We start from the raw sequence: 18162 nt of genomic DNA on the forward strand, positions 1-18162 counted from the left end.
TGAGTACATCTCTGCGATTATTATTTATGTTTCTCGTGCTGCTTGCCCCAATCTCAATCTATTGAATGTTCTGCAGAATGATAGTTAGATTGTTCTATGCCTATACTCCTGCTGCACTAACAATCCGAGTTCCAATCGGCTCCCCTGCCATCAAGCGACGCAGCACATCAGATTCTGCCCCGTCTGCAATAACAACCTCCTGCACGCCACCCTCCAAGCACTTCATAGCGGCCTGCACCTTCGGAATCATGCCTCCATATATTTCTCCGCTAGCTATCATCGCTTCAATGTCTACAGTCGTAACGATTGGAAGCACAACCTTGCCTTCCGGTGTATTTCTCATAATGCCCGGCACATCTGTCACGACAATCAATTGTTCGGCTCCGAGATGAGCTGCAACAGCACCTGCTGCCGTATCCGCATTAATATTGTAGCGTTGACCCGTGCCATCAAGTCCAATTGGCGCGATAACAGGCATATAATTCATGTCGATTAATCCAGTGAGCAAGGCTGCTCGAACTTGAATAACATCCCCGACATAACCCACCTGATCCACGTTGGATACTGGTTCCGATTGAATGAGTCCGCCATCCGTTCCTGACAAGCCAATTGCATTGGCTCCCACTTGCATCAAGCGACGCACAATTTGCTTGTTGATCTGTCCGGCAAGCACCATTTCGACGACATCCAACACGGCTTCATCAGTCTTGCGAAGACCGCCTATAAATTCCGATTCAATGCCGAGCTTATCCAGCATGCCTGAAATCGCTGGCCCTCCACCATGTACAATAACAGGCACGGTGCCTTCTTCCTGCAACTGCTGAAGCTGTTCATAGAACGAGTCTGGCAATGCAGCCAGCGTACTTCCTCCGCATTTCATTACGAACAGTTTCACAGCTGTGGCTGATGACTGCACATTACCCTGAGTTTCTGTCGCTGCCATATCCCTCCGCTGAACCTCCCCGCTCTATCGTTACGTCTTACGACGCCTTGTCATGCTTTACTTTGGCGTTCGACCTTCCGTCCGCTGTTTCTCTCCTATTCTTCATTTCCTTTGCACTGCAATGAGAGGTTCTTACCGCTTCTATAGCCGTGCTGTACTGCTGACCCAACTGCCGTCTGCAAGCTATAACGATCTCATACTCGATACTTATTTGCGTACTATGTCCGATACGCTGCATTAATGCGCACGTAGTCATACGTCAAATCGCAGCCCCATGCTTTGGCTTCCCCAGATCCCATATGTAAATCCACTTGGAAAACCACCGTATCGCCCTTTAAATACGCAAGCGCCGCCGCTTCGTCAAATACAACCGGCGTCGACTGCTGCAGCACCATAATTGATCCCATATGAATATCCACTGTCTCGGGGTTTACAGGCTGGCCTGCATAACCAACTGCTGCAATGACTCGGCCCCAGTTTGCATCTGAACCATATACAGCAGATTTCACGAGACTTGATCCGACAATCGATTTGGCAATAGCACTAGCAGATTCATCAGACAAAGCACCAGATACCCGCACCTCAATCAGCTTAGTCGCCCCTTCACCATCTCGCGCGATGGCCTTAGCCAGCTGTTCACACACATATTGAAATGCCGCAGCAAATGCCGGCCACGCTTCATGCTGTTCTGTGAACGGTTCATTACCTGCCATTCCACTGGCCATTGCAAGAAGCATATCATTCGTGCTTGTATCTCCATCAACCGTAATCATATTGAATGTCTTATTCGTCACCGTCCTGAGAAGACCCGCAAGCGTATCTTGTTCGAGCGCTGCATCCGTCGTTACGAAGCCGAGCATTGTTGCCATATTCGGATGAATCATTCCCGATCCCTTCGCACAACCCGCAACCGTGACTTGCTTGCCATTAACAGTTAGAACCGCACAAGCTTCCTTCTTGACGAGATCCGTCGTCAAGATCGCTTGCGAAAACTGTTCTGCGCCCTCGGCAAGAGGAGTCAACTGCTCAGGAAGCTTCATAATGCCTTGCTCCACACATTCCATTTTCAACGCCTCACCGATAACGCCTGTGGAAGCAACTGCTACGTAATGCGGCGCAATGCCAAGCTGCTCTGCAAATGCGCTGCGCATCCGGTATGCATCCGCCTCGCCTTGCTTGCCCGTACAAGCATTTGCGTTGCCGCTGTTCACGATAATGGCCTGCAGCTTGCCTTCCTCCTCCAAACTCGCCCTCGTCACGGCAAGCGGTGCTGCTTGGAATACATTTGTCGTATATACCGCAGCAGCAATAGCTGGAACGTCGCAGACGATTGCTCCTAAATCATTGCGCGCCGTTTTCTTCAATCCGCAATGCAGCCCGCTGGCCCGAAATCCAAGCGGAGTGGTTACTGAACCGTCAATGATATCGAATAATTGCGTCTCTTTCGCATGTACTACCTGCGTTTGCATCATTATCTACCTTCTTCTTTTTCAAAGTCGTACATCTATATCAAGGAGATTTGATCCTTCTGCTCCGCTTCTCACATTTCTATGTTCACATTACGGGTACACTGGCGTGAGCATTAGCCCTGCCGTCTCTTCCCAGCCCATCATATGATTTAAATTTTGTATTGCTTGACCTGCCGCTCCCTTGACCACGTTGTCAATGACCGAAATAATCGTTACGCGATTCGTTCTCTGATCTACGGCAAATCCAATATCACAAAAGTTCGAGCCGAACACTTCTTTCGTCGCCGGCCATTGTCCTTGTGGACGTATGCGCACAAACCTCCGACCTGCATAATATTCTTGATAAAGAGATATAAAGTCCTCTTCAATAAATGTGCCTGCAAGCGATGCATACATCGTACACATAATGCCACGAGTCATCGGCGTCAAGTGTGTAGTAAACGTCACCGTAACCGGGTTCTGCGCAACCTCGCTAAGCACCTGCTCAATCTCTGGAATATGCTGATGCTTGTTGACTTTATAAGCTTTGAAGTTTTCATTAATCTCAGCGTAATGGACACCTAAGTTCACGCCCCGACCCGCTCCGGATATGCCAGATTTTGCGTCAATAATGAGAGTGTTAGGCTGAATCCATCCTGCCTGCAATGCCGGAATGAGCCCGAGCAGGGTTGCTGTCGGATAACAGCCCGGATTGGAAATGAACTTGCACCCCGCTACATACGGTTTCTGGTACATCTCGCACAATCCATACTTTGCTTCAGCTAACAGCTCAGCCGGAGGAGCAGAGTGCTTATACCACGCGCTGTACAACTCGCCATCCTTAATGCGGAAGTCCCCAGATAAATCAATGACGGCGAGTCCTGCCTCCAGCAGCTTCGGCACCAGCTGTCCGCTCACACCCGAAGGGGTTGCGGTAAACACAACATCCGCCTTCCTTCGCATCTCCTCCACATCGACTCCGTCCAGCGTATCGCACATCACTTCATTCAAATGCGGATATCCCTCTGCGATTGGAGCCCCTGCACTCGAAGCCGAAATGACTGATGTGATGGTGACATTCGGATGATTCAGTAACAACCGGATAAGTTCAACACCGCCATAGCCTGTTGAGCCGACAATGGCTGCTCGTACATGCTTCTCTTGATTCATTTTCATTCTCTCCATTCCTCGCTACTGTTGCGTAGGCAATAGCATGATTTCGCAACGTTCGATATACGATTTACGGCTGCTGCTACTGGCTTCAAAAACAATGACACGTCTAGGAAAATGATTCCTCATGAATAATTATGTATCATTATACGACTGTATTTATATAAATACAACGGTTTTCCATGAAATTTCATGATATTTATGAAAAGAGCAAATAGAATGTATCTATGCGAGAGGGATTACAACGGGATAAAACGCTTGGTATAAAGGGGTTTATGGCTACTACGTATGGTCATTAAAAGTATGAGGTTCTTTTCAAACAAATAAAAAAACGCGGATTCGACCGCATTCACTTACAGCATGATATGCAGGAGGAAACCACGTTTTATGAATAAAATCGTACAACTTATGCAAGCTATGCATTCTGTAACAGAGGCATGCATAGCATTCCACTTATAAATTACGCTTGGATCTTAAAGCCTTCTCCAAGTACTTCATTTGTATCACTAATAATGACGAACGCTTGTGAATCTACGGAGCGGACGATCGCTTTCAGTTTATAAACCTCACTCTGTCCGACAACAACCATCAGTACAGTTCGTCCTTCCCCAGTATAACCGCCTTCGCCTTGCAGCTTCGTTAATCCTCGATCAAGATCATGGAGAATCGCATCTGCAATTTTATCCGAATCATCACTAATGATGAATGCAACCTTTGTATAGCCTAAACCTACTTGCACCACATCAATTGTTTTGCTTGTTACAAACAATCCGATGAGTGCGTACATGGCACTTTCAAAGGAAAGCATGAAGCCCGCCAGCAAAATGATAACACCGTCACAAATGGCAACCGCCAGCGCTATATTGATTTTCCCGAACGTACTAAGCAGTTGCGCCGTTATGGCATTGCCCCCTGTAGATCCACGACCGCGGAAAACAATGCCTAAGCCAAGACCGATGCCAATACCGCCAAATATAGCAGCAAGCAGTGGATTGTCCGTTGCCGGCCCTACATGCTGTGTCAGATAGATAAAGGTCGGCAAGGAAACGGAGCCTATTAAAGTCCGTATGCCGAACTGCTTGCCAAGCAAGCACACGCCTAAGATAAAGAGCGGGATGTTGAAGGCATACTGCGTGATCGCCGGATTCCACCCAAATTGATTCTCCAGTACGATAGAGAGGCCTGATATGCCTCCTGAAGCAATCTTATTTGGCAGCATTAATGTATTGAACGTAAGCGCCATAATGAAGGCTCCGAGGAAAAGAAGGCCGTAATCCATTACTGCTCGCATGGGATGATTGTACGGTACCAGCAAGCCATCGGCGCTGCGCCGAGGCTTTTTCAGTTCAGATGTAGATGAATCCGATGTATGAGGCATACTGTGTTCTCCTTCGTATTACCAATATGATAGTGCCAGAACGAATCGGTTGAATGAACAGTATATTGGTACTGCATGCTGTCAGCCGTCTGCTCTGTGAATCTGTCTTATTATGCTCATTCTCTAGCATGGTAAAGCATTCAAGCACAACAAAAAACCTGCCCCGATCAAAGATCGGCGCAGGTATGTGCAGTCGGTACCAACTTATTATGCTTCAGATGATGGTTGAATTAAGGTTCTCAAGTACGCGTCAATAAACGTATCCAAGTCGCCGTCCATCACGGCGCCGACATTTCCGGTTTCCACCTGCGTCCGGTGGTCCTTGACCATGCTGTACGGATGGAATACATAGGAGCGAATTTGGCTGCCCCATGCGATGTCCATCTGATCACCACGGATTTCTGCTAACTGCTTCTGTTGTTCCTCAATCTTGCGTTCATACAATTTGGAACGAAGATGGGTCATGGCACGCTCACGGTTCTTGATCTGCGAACGCTCTGTCTGACACGTCACGACGATGCCTGTTGGTATATGGGTAATCCGAACAGCGGAATCCGTCGTATTGATGTGCTGACCACCTGCACCGCTCGCGCGGTACGTATCGACTTTCAGATCCTCTGTACGAATTTCAATTTCTGCGTCGTCTGTAATCTCAGGCACGACGTCGCAGGATACGAATGACGTATGTCTGCGGCCAGAGGAATCAAATGGCGAGATACGAACGAGACGATGTACGCCCTTCTCCGCCTTCAGATAGCCGTAAGCGTTATACCCTTTAATAAGCAGCGTTACGCTCTTAATGCCCGCTTCGTCGCCTGGCAGATAATCCAGTACTTCGACCTTGAAGCCGCGCTTCTCTGCCCAACGTGTATACATGCGCAGAAGCATTTGGCCCCAGTCTTGAGACTCGGTTCCGCCTGCACCTGGATGCAGCTCCAAAATGGCGTTCATTTTATCATAAGGCTCGCTCAGCAGGAGTTGAAGCTCGAAATTCTCGATACTGGACAGTAGCTTCTCTACACTAGCTGTCAGTTCCTCAGCCAGCGATTCATCATCCTCTTCCTCTGCCAGCTCCAGCATCATCTCGTTGTCTTCATAATCCTGCTTCAGCTTCCCATACTGCTCGACAATGCTCTTGATTGCATTGAGCTCGGAGATAAGTCCTTGCGCTTTGTCATTGTCATCCCAGAAGTCCGGTGCGGCCATCTTCTCCTCGAAGTTGGCAATCATCTCTTGCTTCAGATCGAAGTCAAAGAGACCCCCTAAGGTTTGTAAGTTTAGCTGCGATGCTGCGCATATTGTGACGTACACTTGCGTCGATCATCATAATACCACCTCGGTAAAATTGGTTAGGAAGGGAGCTGTGTCGCTTCCTTCTCCCGAACAACGGGCGGCTATACGGCCGCCCGTTCGGGTCTATCATGTGGAGATTTCGCATTGGCATCTATCCACAATGATGTATGCTTTTGCTGTATTGTATGTCCGATATAAGAGCGTTCATAACCTCAATCGGCATACAAATCTCTAAACCTTATTAGTCTTGCTTACCGTGACATTGCTTATATTTCTTGCCGCTTCCACAAGGGCACTGATCGTTACGGCCAATAACTTCGCCTTTCACGACAGGGCGCTTTTCCGCCGGCTCTGCATTCGTGGACATCTTGCTTTCTTCCACGACAGCTTGACGCTCAACGTTTTGCTCTACATGTGCCTTCATGATGTACGTAGATACTTCTTCTTGAATCGAAGCTACCATGCTGTTGAACATTTCGTAGCCCTCGAATTGGTATTCACGCAGCGGATCCGTACCGCCGTAAGCACGTAGGTGAATCCCTTGACGCAAATGATCCATTGCATCGATATGATCCATCCACTTGGAGTCCACGGCACGAAGCACGACAACCTTCTCGAATTCACGCACAAGTTCTGGCCCAATGCGCTCTTCGCGTTCTGTATATTTCTCCATAACCTTGCCGAACAGGAATTCCGTAATTTCTTCCTTTTCCTTGCCCCACAGGTCATCCTTCGTAATTGTACCCTCGTCAAGCATCTGACGATGCATGTAGTTTACAATTTCTTCAAGATCCCAGTTCTCTGGAATATCATCTTCGTTACAGTGTGCATCTACGACACGCTCGATGCATGGCTTAATCATATCCAACACAATTTGGCGGATATTTTCGGAGTCAAGCACCTCATAGCGCTGCTTGTAAATGATACCGCGCTGTTGGTTCATGACATCATCATATTGCAGGACGACTTTACGTAAGTCGAAGTTGTTGCCTTCTACCCGCTTCTGTGCAGATTCCACAGCACGCGTAATCAGCTTGGATTCAATTGGCTGATCCTCTTCAAATCCGAGACGTTCCATCATGCCCAGTACGTTATCCGCACCGAAACGGCGCATCAGCTCGTCCTCCAAGGACAGATAGAACTGCGAGGAGCCTGGATCGCCCTGACGTCCGGCACGTCCGCGAAGCTGGTTGTCGATACGACGGCTCTCATGACGCTCTGTACCGATAATATGCAACCCGCCTGATGCCGATACGCCTTCGCCCAAGATAATGTCCGTACCGCGACCCGCCATGTTCGTAGCGATAGTAACTTGGTTCGGTTCACCTGCGCTAGAAATGATATTCGCTTCCTCCGCATGGTACTTCGCATTCAATACCTGATGTTTTATACCTTTGCGGCGAAGCATGTCAGACAAGCGCTCAGAGTTCTCAATCGACACTGTACCAACCAAGACTGGCTGGCCATTTTTGTGGCGCTTCACGATTTCCTCGACTACCGCGTTATATTTCGCATTTTCCGACTTATAGACGACATCCGGCATATCCTTACGCTGGTTCGGCTTATTTGTCGGCACTTGGATAACTTCCAAGCCGTAAATGCTCTTAAATTCTTCTTCCTCTGTCTTCGCTGTACCAGTCATACCGGCAAGCTTGCGATACATACGGAAGTAGTTCTGGAATGTAATTGTTGCGAGCGTCATGCTCTCATTTTGCACCTCAAGGCCTTCCTTCGCCTCGATCGCTTGGTGCAAGCCGTCGCTGTAGCGACGTCCAGCCATCATACGGCCTGTGAACTCGTCGACAATGACGATTTCGCCGTCATTTACGACATAATCAACATCCAAGCGCATAATTGCATGAGCCTTCAACGCTTGTTGAATATGGTGATTCAACGTTACGTTCTTCACGTCGAACAGGTTCTCCACGCCGAGTGCTTTCTCCGCCTTCGCCACTCCTGCTTCGGTAAGGGCAACTTGACGCGTCTTCACATCAATCGTGTAATCCTCTTCACCTTTCAAGCGGCTAACGAACCGATCTGCAACGAAGTAAAGCTCTGTAGACTTAGCAGCTTGTCCAGAAATGATAAGCGGCGTACGTGCTTCGTCAATAAGAATGGAGTCCACTTCGTCAATAATCGCGAAGTTCAGTGGACGCTGAACCATCTGCTCTTTGTAAAGCACCATGTTGTCACGCAGGTAGTCGAAACCGTACTCGTTGTTCGTACCATACGTAATATCGCACGCATATGCTTCCTGCTTCATATTGTGATCCATGCCGGAAAGGTTCAAACCAACCGTCATCCCCAGGAAGTTATATACTTGGGCCATAATCTCGCTATCGCGGGATGCCAAGTAATCGTTAACGGTAACGACGTGTACGCCTTTCCCTTCCAACGCGTTCAAATATACAGGAAGTGTTCCGACGAGTGTCTTCCCCTCACCTGTCTTCATCTCAGCAATTTTGCCTTCATGAAGTACCATACCACCAAGCATTTGTACATCATAATGGCGCATGCCCAGCGTACGCTTTGCAGCTTCACGCACAGTAGCGAAGGCTTCTGGCAAGAGCTGATCCAATGTGTCGCCCTTTGCAAGACGCTCACGGAATTCCTCCGTCTTCGATTTCAATTGTTCATCGGATAATTTCTCGAATTCGGGTTCCAGACCGTTAATAACCTCAACCGTCTTCATGAGCCGCTTAACTTCGCGTTCGTTGGCATCGCCGAATATTTTCTTTACAAGTCCTAGCATGCTTAACCCCTTTCATGCAAATCCGATCGTGATTTTATGGCCGTTCTCTATACCACATTCAAGCTTCTGCATATAGAACGGTAACATCGACTCGTTTTGCAATAAATTGTAACAGTTTCAACAGGGTCCCGCAACCGCCGCAGGGCATGTTTTCGGCGATCTTTCATCACATTTTCACACGAATGTAGCGGCATACCGTGGGCAATCCTGCTTCCAGCAACAAAACAAACATTTACAAGATAATATTAGAAGGTATTGAACAATTGATATACAAGTCCAGCCTTCTGTAATGCCATACTATTATATACGTGAAAAGAGCCCATTCCGTTGTGGAAATAGGCTCAGTCCTTTTTTGGTAATCGGGTAGATTCTAGGGTTCTCTGCCTATATTGGCATCCGAAACCTCAATATTCCCGTTCTTAGCCTTGTTCAATCAAGCCATAACGGCCGTCATCGCGGCGGTATACAACATTGACTTCCTTGCTCTCCGCATTCGAGAATACGAAGAAATTGTGGCCAATCATATTCATCTGCAGGATTGCTTCTTCAACGTCCATCGGCTTCAGCGTAAAGCGCTTCGTCCGTACGACTTCAAGATCATCCTCTTCTTCAACCGCAACTGGTGTTGATGTGGACTGCTCACGGAACAGCTGCTCTGCCGCACCAACCTGACGGAACTTGCGGTTGGCTTTCGTTTTATGCTTGCGGATTTGCCGTTCCAACTTGTCTACGACACCATCGATCGATGCATACATGTCCTTGCTTCGATCTTCAGCCCGCAGCAGCAAACCCGGTAATGGGATTGTTACTTCAATATTGTGTACATCCTTCGTAACGCTGAGTGTAACATTAGCGCCTGAAGCAGGGGGAGTTTCAAAATACCGTTCCAGTCGGCTCAATTTCTTTTCGACATAGTCAAGTAGTGCGTCTGTAACTTCAATGTTCTGACCTCGAACTTTATATTCCATATAGCACTCCTCCTTTGGATACTTCTATTATACCATAGCTATGATGGAGGAATCAAAAAAACGGTTACAATCCGTTTACAATTCCGTATCCTTCATTACCCCTCAGTGGAGAAGGTGAAACGATATAAAAGGTTGTCAGAGAAGCTGTATTACGTCTGCCGTATTACATCAAATGGCAACTTACTTATAAGCAGGCTATAAGTAGCCTTGGGATACAGCCACAGAACAAATAAATAACCACTACCAAAATATAAAAACCCCTGGCATTAAGCCAGGGGCGTGTAGCTAATCGGAATCATATATAATTCGACTCACGTCGGGTATGATTACAGTTTGATTACGTTAGCCGCTTGTGGACCGCGAGCGCCTTCAACGATATCGAATTCTACGGATTGACCTTCTTCCAAAGTCTTGAATCCTTCGGATTGGATAGCGGAGAAGTGTACGAATACGTCGTTGCCTTCTGCAGTTTCGATGAAGCCATAACCTTTTTCAGCGTTGAACCATTTTACTTTACCTTGCATGTCGATAACATTCCCTTCATCTTCAAATGCCGTGGAGTTTTTATCCTCCACAAGTTTGACTATATCACCGGGTGGAAGCGTTGTCAATGAGGAAAGGGATATTTTTCTTATTATTTAATCTGTAATATTTTTTGGTTATTATTCACAATCGTTCTCGGCCATTCCCCTAAAATAAAATCAAAAGGCACGGGCTTATAGAATGTTCATAAAACAAACTTCATCCTATAGCCCGTTCCCGTAAAATCTGAAAAATCACGCTCTCAAAAGAGTATATACAGATCTCATTTACTTCATATTCAACCATTCGGAAACAGGTTTTAAATGGCGCATTTTATCCAAATACATGCTTGCCTTCATGTTTTCGCCGCGTTCAACGCAGATATCATACAATTGACTCCAAATTTTAAATGATGGATCGATTTCGCTGCATTTACGGTAGTAATAGTAGCTAGATTCATCATCTCCGTTCAACTTCAAAGCTTTTGCTGCGATTTCAAATATGCGTGCGTTAAGTTTAGGGGAGTCGCTCTCCAAGAGAACATTCAGGGCAACTTCATGGAAGCCATACTGAACTAGTTTTTCACTTAAAATCAGTCTAATGTACGGATCATGAACATGGCTGCCAAAATAATCGATGATATCAAACTCTTGAGCATGCAGCACATCCTCCAATAAATCGGAGACATATTTATAAAATTCGTTAGATAAATCTTTTTCAGATAAAACCATGCCTTGAATCATCTTTTTTAAAATTTTTGATTCTTTTTGATTAAGATTTATATCCAAGGAAGCTCTGTTATAAAGATTTTCGTCTCTTGTCACAAACGAAAGCAACAACATATCTCGGCCATATTGAGAAGATTGATCCCTTGCAAGCTCCCCGTTGACCGCTTCCCTCTCAAGCACCTCTTCGTATTTTTTATCCATAAGAAGCAGGAATCTTTGCATTTCATACGGTATAGAGACATTATATTCCTCAACATAATTCAGTAACAATGGATGACGCATCTGGTACAGGGCAATCAGCAGCAATTCCAGATCCTTGTCCGAATCCAAGTTCCATACTTGTTTGAGTATCCCATATAGCTGCTTTCTATCCCCGCCAGGGAAAATGTTCAGAAAAACTTTCAATGTCGGAAAACTATTTTTGCTTCCTTTCAGCGCTTCTAATGCATGGTTCAGCGACTCTTCCCGACGTTCCTCTTTCAAATATAATTCAGCTAGCTGGGCATGGGCCAAATAAGAGCCGACGCCTTCTTGGGAATTATGGTACGTTTCCGACACTTCGCCAATCTCTAAACATTTTTTGTAGCATGCTTCGGCATCCCGGAAGTATTCGATCTTTTCATATACGAAGCCTTTGAAATAATGCAAATCTGTATACGTAGGATATAAAGCGATACTGTCCCGGAACACTGCAAGCGATTCTTCGTGCCTGTTAAGCTCCATTAGACTTTGTCCCAAATATACAAGCAGTTTTGGCGTAAAGGTGTAGTTGCTTCCCGCAGCAAACGATTTCTTAAATGCATCAATCGCAGCCAAGTGTTCACCTTCAATTTTAAGCTGAACTCCAAGATTGTATAAATTGAATGCATCCGGATTTAATTTGGCTTCTTTTTTTATGATCTGCATGTTTCTCTTGTTTTTGTTTTTCTTATCGATTACGGATTGTTGATAACCGTCATGATGTATAAGGACGGATAATTTTCCATGTTTTAATTTTGTAGTCTCTGTATCAATATGCTCATGCAGCGCGCCTACATATTTAATTTTTGGTGAATTTCTGAACAGTCTAATGGAAGAATGGACCTCGTTAAATCCCGACCCCAGGTCATTTCTAATCTTTAGTATGTAGCAATCGCAATCTAAGGGTTCCTTCAATACACCCTTTGTCGATTCGTCCAAATACTCATCGGCATCGAGCTGTAAAATATACTCCCCGGTCGCAAAAGATATCGCATGGTTTCGTGCATCGCCAAAATGATGATTCCAATTATAATGATGAGCTGTAATTCCGCGTTCCTCTAATATTTGCAAAGTCCGATCAGTAGATCCCGTATCTACGATTACGATCTCATCCACAATATTTTTCACGCTGTCCAAACATCTTTCCAAACAAGACTCTTCATTTTTCACAATCATACATAATGAGATCTTGGGACGTGTCATAACACATTCTCCTTCAGTCATGTTGTTTTATCGTAACAAGAGCAATCGTTCCATAGCAGGCTTAAAGCCGAATTCACTACATCGTTCATAACAGTCCAAGGCTTGCTGCTTCTGTCCCGCCATTTCATAATAGATGCCCAAATTATAAAGAGCCTTGAATGTACCGACTCCCACATGAGATTCATATTGCGTATTTGATACTTCACCCAGCTCTACGCAGCGCTCAAACAACTGCGGAACTAAGTGAAATTGAGTTACGTCCAAATTATCGACGATTGCACGACCCTTCATAAAATATAAATCCGTATAATCAGGGTACAGAGTAATGGCCTCATCAATAATAGACGAAAAATCGTTGTATTTTTTCACTTGCAGCAGAACATGACATAAAGAATAGATGATATTAGGCAGGCAATAATGGGAATCTTGCGATGCTGACTGATAAGCCTGACGAAGATATATTTCTGCCTCGGCATATTCCTTTTGGATAGCATGTGTTTTGCCTAATTGATATGTAATATATGAGTTATCCTCGTTTTCCGAGGCTTCTTTTCTTAACAATTCAATATTTCGCGTAATTTTCTGTTTTTGATCAATAACTTCTTGCATGTAACCAAAATGATTAAATTCGATATCTGTATCGATACTTTCTGGTACATTTCCTTCCTTACATAACTGTTCATGTATACGCCCCATATATTTGAATTTCCCGTTATTCGGGAACATTCTGGTTGCGTAACTAATGGATGTATTTGCATCATCCGTATAATTTCGAATTCGTATTCTGGCTGCCTTGCTCTTATTTTCGTTCAAAAAACGTGCGGTATCATGTAACGCTTGAACAGTGCGATGATCTAGCCGTTCGTCTGCGTCAATCATAAGAACTATTGGAAGATTCGAATGTTGAATCGCCGCATTTCGCGCCTTGCTAAAATCGCCTTGCCAGGGCATTTCTATCGTTTTTGCCCCCATATAGGATGCTATTGAAACGGTATCATCCTTGGAACCTGTGTCAACCACTACAACCTCTTCCACATACGGAAGTACCGAAGCAATACTCTCCTTTATAAAGGATTCTTCGTCTTTGACAATCATGCAAGCGGAAATTAAAGATTTCATTATCCACATCCCTTTTATAAAAGATACGGCGCCTAGAAAACTAGACACCGTATCCTTTACTTAAGCATTAGTTATAAGTGTATCCTCCGGCAACAATGCCTTCTTGTCCATCTGGGTTCACGACTTTTACGTCAACCGGACCTTTGACAGGCGAAGATGGCGTTCTGACTTTCAACGAAGTAGAATCTACAAATACCGTAATGGCCTTCACTCCGCCGAAATAAACGGTAGTTCCATCTACGAAGTTAGCTCCGTTAATGTAAAAGATATGTCCGCCAGATGAAGATCCACTTGTAGCCTTCAACTCCGTGATAACTGGAGCCGGTTTAGGCGGAACTGGCTTATAAGTAAACCCGTTAGGAAGAAAACCTTCCTGGCCAAGACTTGATACCACTTTGACGTTAACACTTTCAGGTTTTGCCCATTGAGGTGTTCTTACCTTCAACTGAGTACTGCTTACAAATGTAGTGACTGTTGCTACGTCATTAAAGTAAACTTGTGATCCTGAATCGAAGTTTTCACCGTTAATGGCAATTACGATAGGACTGTTATATACGGTTGAATCCGGCGTAATATTCGCAATTGTCGGAGGCGGCGGAAGCTCAAAGGTATAGCCCGCTGCCAATACAGCAGATTGTCCGTCCGGATTAGTCACCGTGACGTCTACGCTTTCTGGTTGTGTCCATGCAACAGTACGAATCCGAAGTTCAGTATCACTCACAAATACTGTAACTACCTTCTTGCTACCCAATGAAATTACTGCTCCGTCCACGAAATTCGAGCCTTTCACTGTAACGATTTGATCGCCCTTCATCGTTCCCTTGTCTGGGGAAAGAGAAACAATTTCTGGTTTAGGTGGCGGTGGCGGCGTTACATAAGAAAAGGCCTTAGGAAGTTCCACGGACTGTCCATCCGGATTCGTTACCTTAATATCTACGACTTCCTCTTGCGGCCAACTTGGCATAAGAACTTTCAATTGCTCGCTGCTCATAAATACAGTCACTGCATCCTTGCCACCGACAGAAACTTTAGCACCATCTTTAAAGCCCTTACCGCTTACGAACGATGCCTTTCCTCCGGCGAGGTAACCTTCATTTGGAGAAATGCCATCAACCGTTGGTGCTGGATCTTTCTCCGGTTCTTTGTACGTAAACGCTCCGTCTAGTTTTCCTTCTTGATTATACACGTCCGAGACTGTAATACTTACGCTCTCAGCTTTGGACCACGCAGGAGTCTTGAAACGAAGTTCGCTATTGGACACGAACGTAAATGTTACCGGCTTATCTCCAATCATTAACTTATTATTAGAGGAGAAGTTAGTCCCCGTTACCGTAACAGTAGTCCCGCCGGCTATCAAACCATTATCAGGATTCGCCTTAACGACCGTTGGCGCCGGTGGCGACAACAATTCATAACCTTCCTTTAAGGTCGCGGATTGTCCATCCGGATTAGTCACTACGACATCTACTTTTCCAGGCGTACGCATCTCTGGTATTCTAACGCGTAATTGCTTATCACTTAGAAAAGCAGTTGCGGTAATCTGTTGGCTTCCTAAATAAAGTTTAAAGCCATCTTTGAAATTTTCACCATTAATGTATACGATATTCCCGCCGCTTACAGGTCCGGAAGCCGGGTTTACGCTCTCAATTTTAGGTCCCGGTGGAGGCGGTGGCGCAACAAATGTATATGCTTGCTTTAATGTACTGACTTGGCCGTCCGCACTCATAACGGTTACATCAACAGTCTCTTCTGCTGCCCATTTAGGAGTTTTGATCGTAACGCTATCAGGCGTAACAGCCGAAACCACAACATTGGTATTATTAAATAGAACTTTTAAACCGGAAGCAAAATTTTTACCGGTCAGAGTTACCACTTCTGAACCCAGAGTGGAACCCTTGTCTGGATTCACCGTCAATAATTCTGGAGCCGGAGGCGTCAAATATTGATACGCATCTTTCTTTACTGCTTCCTTGCCGTCCGAATTGACTACTTTGAGGCTTACTAAGCTTCCAGTAGTCCATTGCGGCGTTCTGATTCGGATCGTGTTGGAATCTACCACTGTCACAACGGAAATTTGTTTATCGTCAAAGTACAGCTTAGCACCTTCTCTGAAATGATTACCTTTGACATTAACCAGCGTGTTGCCTTCAATTGGCCCTTCAGTGGGCGAAATGGATTCGATGATCGGTGCGGGATACTCATATTTGTATCCATTAACCATTACAGCTTCTTGCAAGTCCGGATTGACGATTTTAACGTCTACGGATTCGGCTGTGCTCCAAGCTGGAGTTACAAAACGCAGTTCAGTTGCAGAAATAAATTCAACAGGAACTTCCTTATTTTTAAGGAACAGCTTAATATCTTGCTCGAATTGAGAACCTGTAATCGTTACCTGTTCTCCACCCAAAGTCGATCCGACATTCGGAGTAATAGATGTGATTTTAGGCCCTTCAATATACGTATACCCATTTGGCATATTAACTTTCGTACCGTCAGGGTTTGTTACTTCAACCATAACCGCTCCGCTGTTTGTTGATGCAGGAGCTTTTACCTTTATTTCCTTTTGGGTAACCGAGTTGGTCGTGGCGGAGTTGTCTCCGAACTTAACGACAGCGCCATTCATGAAATAATCACCCTTAATGACTACTTCATTCCCCCCGGATACAGGCCCTTTATTCGGTACAATTTCCGCAATGACAGGCTGCGCATGATAGCGGAATTTTGCCGTCGCTTGTTGACCATCATCGTTCTTGACGGTAAGGGTAACTTCCCCTTGCACCCCCGTCGGCGTCACTACGACCAGCTTTTCGGGACTTACATATTCAACCGAAGCTGCTTCCTTATCGCCAAATAAAACAGTCGGTTGCGGACGGAAGTTTTTACCGGAAATCTCAACTTTTTGACCACCTGCCACATCTCCGTTATCTTGAACAACCGTCGTGATGACAGGGGCAGGATATGTAACGTTAACATGAGGATGCTCAACTTCAAATGCCTGTCGAGTGCCTACATGATCTTTATAATCGATTTTAATTTTTTCTGAGCCTACCGAAAGATCGCCAACCTTGGAACCTTTAATATGACGAATCTTGTATTTAAAAGTTAGGACTTCATTTTTCAGCTCAAGGAATTTCCATTCCAGCGTATTTCCCTTTACGGTTGGCTGTGGAATATTATTCTCATAGGATCCAGGCACAATTTCAAATTCGGGTGCAACCGAATCGGTAACCGTAACATCATATGCACTTGCCAAGCCGATTTCTTTAACGATCGCTTGGTAAATTTCATTCAGTCCATTTGCACCTAATACAAAATGATGATGCTGAGCCGTCGTGGCCATTTCCTTCATCAATAAATTCGGTGCACTTTTGGTTGGATCTTCATCCGGCAACAGCAAAGCAACCGTATAAAACACGATGCCCTCTTGTTTTGCCAGCTTAGCTTGCTCCAACGCCGCCTTGCGGGCGTTCTCTACCGGTTGAGGATGAGTTGCTTCCCCATCCGTCAACAAGATAATGACTGGCTGCGCATCGGGACGATGGTTGTGCAGCAAACCTCTTGCACTCTCGATAGCATCCGCCGTTGCCGTGCCTCCCCCAGCCGTAATCTGATCCACGTATTTGTTCAAATCACCCGCATTTGTGGTCATTGGCTTAGAAGTAAGCGTCGTACTAAAATCGACGATACCAATCTGATGCTTTGTAAAGTCCACAAGATTAACGAAGCCTTTAGCAGCCGCTTTCGCATTTCCTATTCTATCTTCATTGTTATTTGATTTTGACGGCATCATACTGCCCGATCGGTCAATGATAAGGATGATATCGTTTGGCTTTACGTAATTGACCGGGTTTGAGCCCTTAACGTTGAGAGTAACTTCAGTCTCTTCCCCTTCTACCATGCTCAAGGGGTTTACCGATTTCTCAACATTTACAATTTGGTCTGCTTGAACTCCACTTGCTGCAGCTGATATTGGGACATTAACAGCTGCGAGCATAATAATTAGTAAGAGATTCAGCCACTTTGGCATGAACTTCTTCATTAATATAGGCCTCCCCAAGTTACTGTTTTTGATCAAAGAAGTAAGGAGTCGTAGAGGACATTAACTTCGTATACGGATTAGCTGTCCTGTTCCCTGCCCCCAATTTTTGGATGTCTCGGTTCTGTGCATTTTTATCTTCAAGAATGAACTGTACGAGTTGTTCGTGCAACTCCTTGACTAAGGCAAGATCAGAATGAATTGCAACAGTTAGCGTGCTTTGCTTCAATTTGGCATAGATCTCATCCAGCTCGGGCGCGAACTCCTCATAACGCTCAAATTGGTAGTCCTGTAGAAGCTGACGATATATAGATATCATTCTGCCAACAATTTCTGAAGGGTGATTTTCATTGTTACTCATA

12 protein-coding genes are annotated in these 18162 nt (G+C 45.3%); all 12 read right to left on the reverse strand.

Going from position 1 to position 18162, the window contains the following annotated elements; all coding sequences use genetic code 11:
* Window positions 1-100 precede the first annotated feature (100 nt).
* The 12 genes from argB to ACQ5BJ_RS17155 all read right to left on the reverse strand — a co-directional run bounded on the left by argB (window position 101) and on the right by ACQ5BJ_RS17155 (window position 18161).
* On the reverse strand, window positions 101-943 hold the full coding sequence (gene argB / locus ACQ5BJ_RS17100) for an acetylglutamate kinase (RefSeq protein ID WP_430111675.1): 843 nt from the start codon (window positions 941-943) through the stop codon (window positions 101-103).
* Window positions 944-1161: 218 nt separating this feature from the next.
* Entirely contained in the window at window positions 1162-2415 is a 1254-nt protein-coding gene (gene argJ, locus ACQ5BJ_RS17105; protein ID WP_005544694.1) for a bifunctional ornithine acetyltransferase/N-acetylglutamate synthase, read from the reverse strand.
* 87 nt (window positions 2416-2502) lie between these two features.
* Complete coding sequence (gene argC, locus ACQ5BJ_RS17110; RefSeq protein ID WP_262866531.1) at window positions 2503-3561, reverse strand: N-acetyl-gamma-glutamyl-phosphate reductase; 1059 nt, start codon at window positions 3559-3561, stop codon at window positions 2503-2505.
* Window positions 3562-4021: 460 nt separating this feature from the next.
* Entirely contained in the window at window positions 4022-4939 is a 918-nt protein-coding gene (locus tag ACQ5BJ_RS17115) for a YitT family protein (RefSeq protein ID WP_005544697.1), read from the reverse strand.
* Between the two features lie 207 nt (window positions 4940-5146).
* Window positions 5147-6263, reverse strand: a protein-coding gene (gene prfB, locus ACQ5BJ_RS17120) for a peptide chain release factor 2 (RefSeq protein ID WP_157266727.1) whose coding sequence is annotated in 2 segments (ribosomal slippage) — window positions 5147-6190 and window positions 6192-6263 — 1116 coding nt in all. Because the reading frame shifts where the segments join, the coding sequence is not laid out codon by codon here.
* Window positions 6264-6473: 210 nt separating this feature from the next.
* On the reverse strand, window positions 6474-8984 hold the full coding sequence (secA, locus tag ACQ5BJ_RS17125; protein ID WP_268599107.1) for a preprotein translocase subunit SecA: 2511 nt from the start codon (window positions 8982-8984) through the stop codon (window positions 6474-6476).
* 419 nt (window positions 8985-9403) lie between these two features.
* On the reverse strand, window positions 9404-9952 hold the full coding sequence (hpf, locus tag ACQ5BJ_RS17130) for a ribosome hibernation-promoting factor, HPF/YfiA family (RefSeq protein WP_163978393.1): 549 nt from the start codon (window positions 9950-9952) through the stop codon (window positions 9404-9406).
* Between the two features lie 326 nt (window positions 9953-10278).
* Window positions 10279-10476, reverse strand: coding sequence for a cold shock domain-containing protein (locus ACQ5BJ_RS17135; protein WP_040735677.1), 198 nt, complete (start codon window positions 10474-10476; stop codon window positions 10279-10281).
* Window positions 10477-10761: 285 nt separating this feature from the next.
* Complete coding sequence (locus ACQ5BJ_RS17140) at window positions 10762-12666, reverse strand: glycosyltransferase (protein WP_430111678.1); 1905 nt, start codon at window positions 12664-12666, stop codon at window positions 10762-10764.
* Between the two features lie 6 nt (window positions 12667-12672).
* The gene (locus ACQ5BJ_RS17145; protein WP_430111680.1) at window positions 12673-13764 is read right to left on the reverse strand and encodes a glycosyltransferase; all 1092 of its coding nucleotides are present in this window, start codon (window positions 13762-13764) and stop codon (window positions 12673-12675) included.
* 67 nt (window positions 13765-13831) lie between these two features.
* On the reverse strand, window positions 13832-17803 hold the full coding sequence (locus tag ACQ5BJ_RS17150) for an IPT/TIG domain-containing protein (RefSeq protein WP_430111681.1): 3972 nt from the start codon (window positions 17801-17803) through the stop codon (window positions 13832-13834).
* A gap of 19 nt (window positions 17804-17822) precedes the next feature.
* Window positions 17823-18161, reverse strand: a complete 339-nt coding sequence (locus tag ACQ5BJ_RS17155) for a hypothetical protein (protein WP_005544711.1) — start codon at window positions 18159-18161, stop codon at window positions 17823-17825.
* Window position 18162 lies beyond the last annotated feature (1 nt).

It is taken from the genome of Paenibacillus sp. B1-35 (assembly GCF_050474385.1).
GTDB classification, from domain to species: Bacteria; Bacillota; Bacilli; order Paenibacillales; family Paenibacillaceae; genus Paenibacillus_B; species Paenibacillus_B alvei.

Excerpts from the sequence above, each read along its gene's own strand:
- ACQ5BJ_RS17155 (WP_005544711.1), bottom strand. The coding sequence starts at position 18,161 with ATGAGTAACAATGAAAATCACCCTTCAGAAATTGTTGGCAGAATGATA.
- hpf (WP_163978393.1), bottom strand. The coding sequence starts at position 9,952 with ATGGAATATAAAGTTCGAGGTCAGAACATTGAAGTTACAGACGCACTA.
- ACQ5BJ_RS17145 (WP_430111680.1), bottom strand. The coding sequence starts at position 13,764 with ATGAAATCTTTAATTTCCGCTTGCATGATTGTCAAAGACGAAGAATCC.
- argJ (WP_005544694.1), bottom strand. The coding sequence starts at position 2,415 with ATGATGCAAACGCAGGTAGTACATGCGAAAGAGACGCAATTATTCGAT.
- ACQ5BJ_RS17140 (WP_430111678.1), bottom strand. The coding sequence starts at position 12,666 with ATGACTGAAGGAGAATGTGTTATGACACGTCCCAAGATCTCATTATGT.
- ACQ5BJ_RS17135 (WP_040735677.1), bottom strand. The coding sequence starts at position 10,476 with ATGCAAGGTAAAGTAAAATGGTTCAACGCTGAAAAAGGTTATGGCTTC.
- argB (WP_430111675.1), bottom strand. The coding sequence starts at position 943 with ATGGCAGCGACAGAAACTCAGGGTAATGTGCAGTCATCAGCCACAGCT.
- ACQ5BJ_RS17150 (WP_430111681.1), bottom strand. The coding sequence starts at position 17,803 with ATGAAGAAGTTCATGCCAAAGTGGCTGAATCTCTTACTAATTATTATG.
- secA (WP_268599107.1), bottom strand. The coding sequence starts at position 8,984 with ATGCTAGGACTTGTAAAGAAAATATTCGGCGATGCCAACGAACGCGAA.
- ACQ5BJ_RS17115 (WP_005544697.1), bottom strand. The coding sequence starts at position 4,939 with ATGCCTCATACATCGGATTCATCTACATCTGAACTGAAAAAGCCTCGG.
- argC (WP_262866531.1), bottom strand. The coding sequence starts at position 3,561 with ATGAATCAAGAGAAGCATGTACGAGCAGCCATTGTCGGCTCAACAGGC.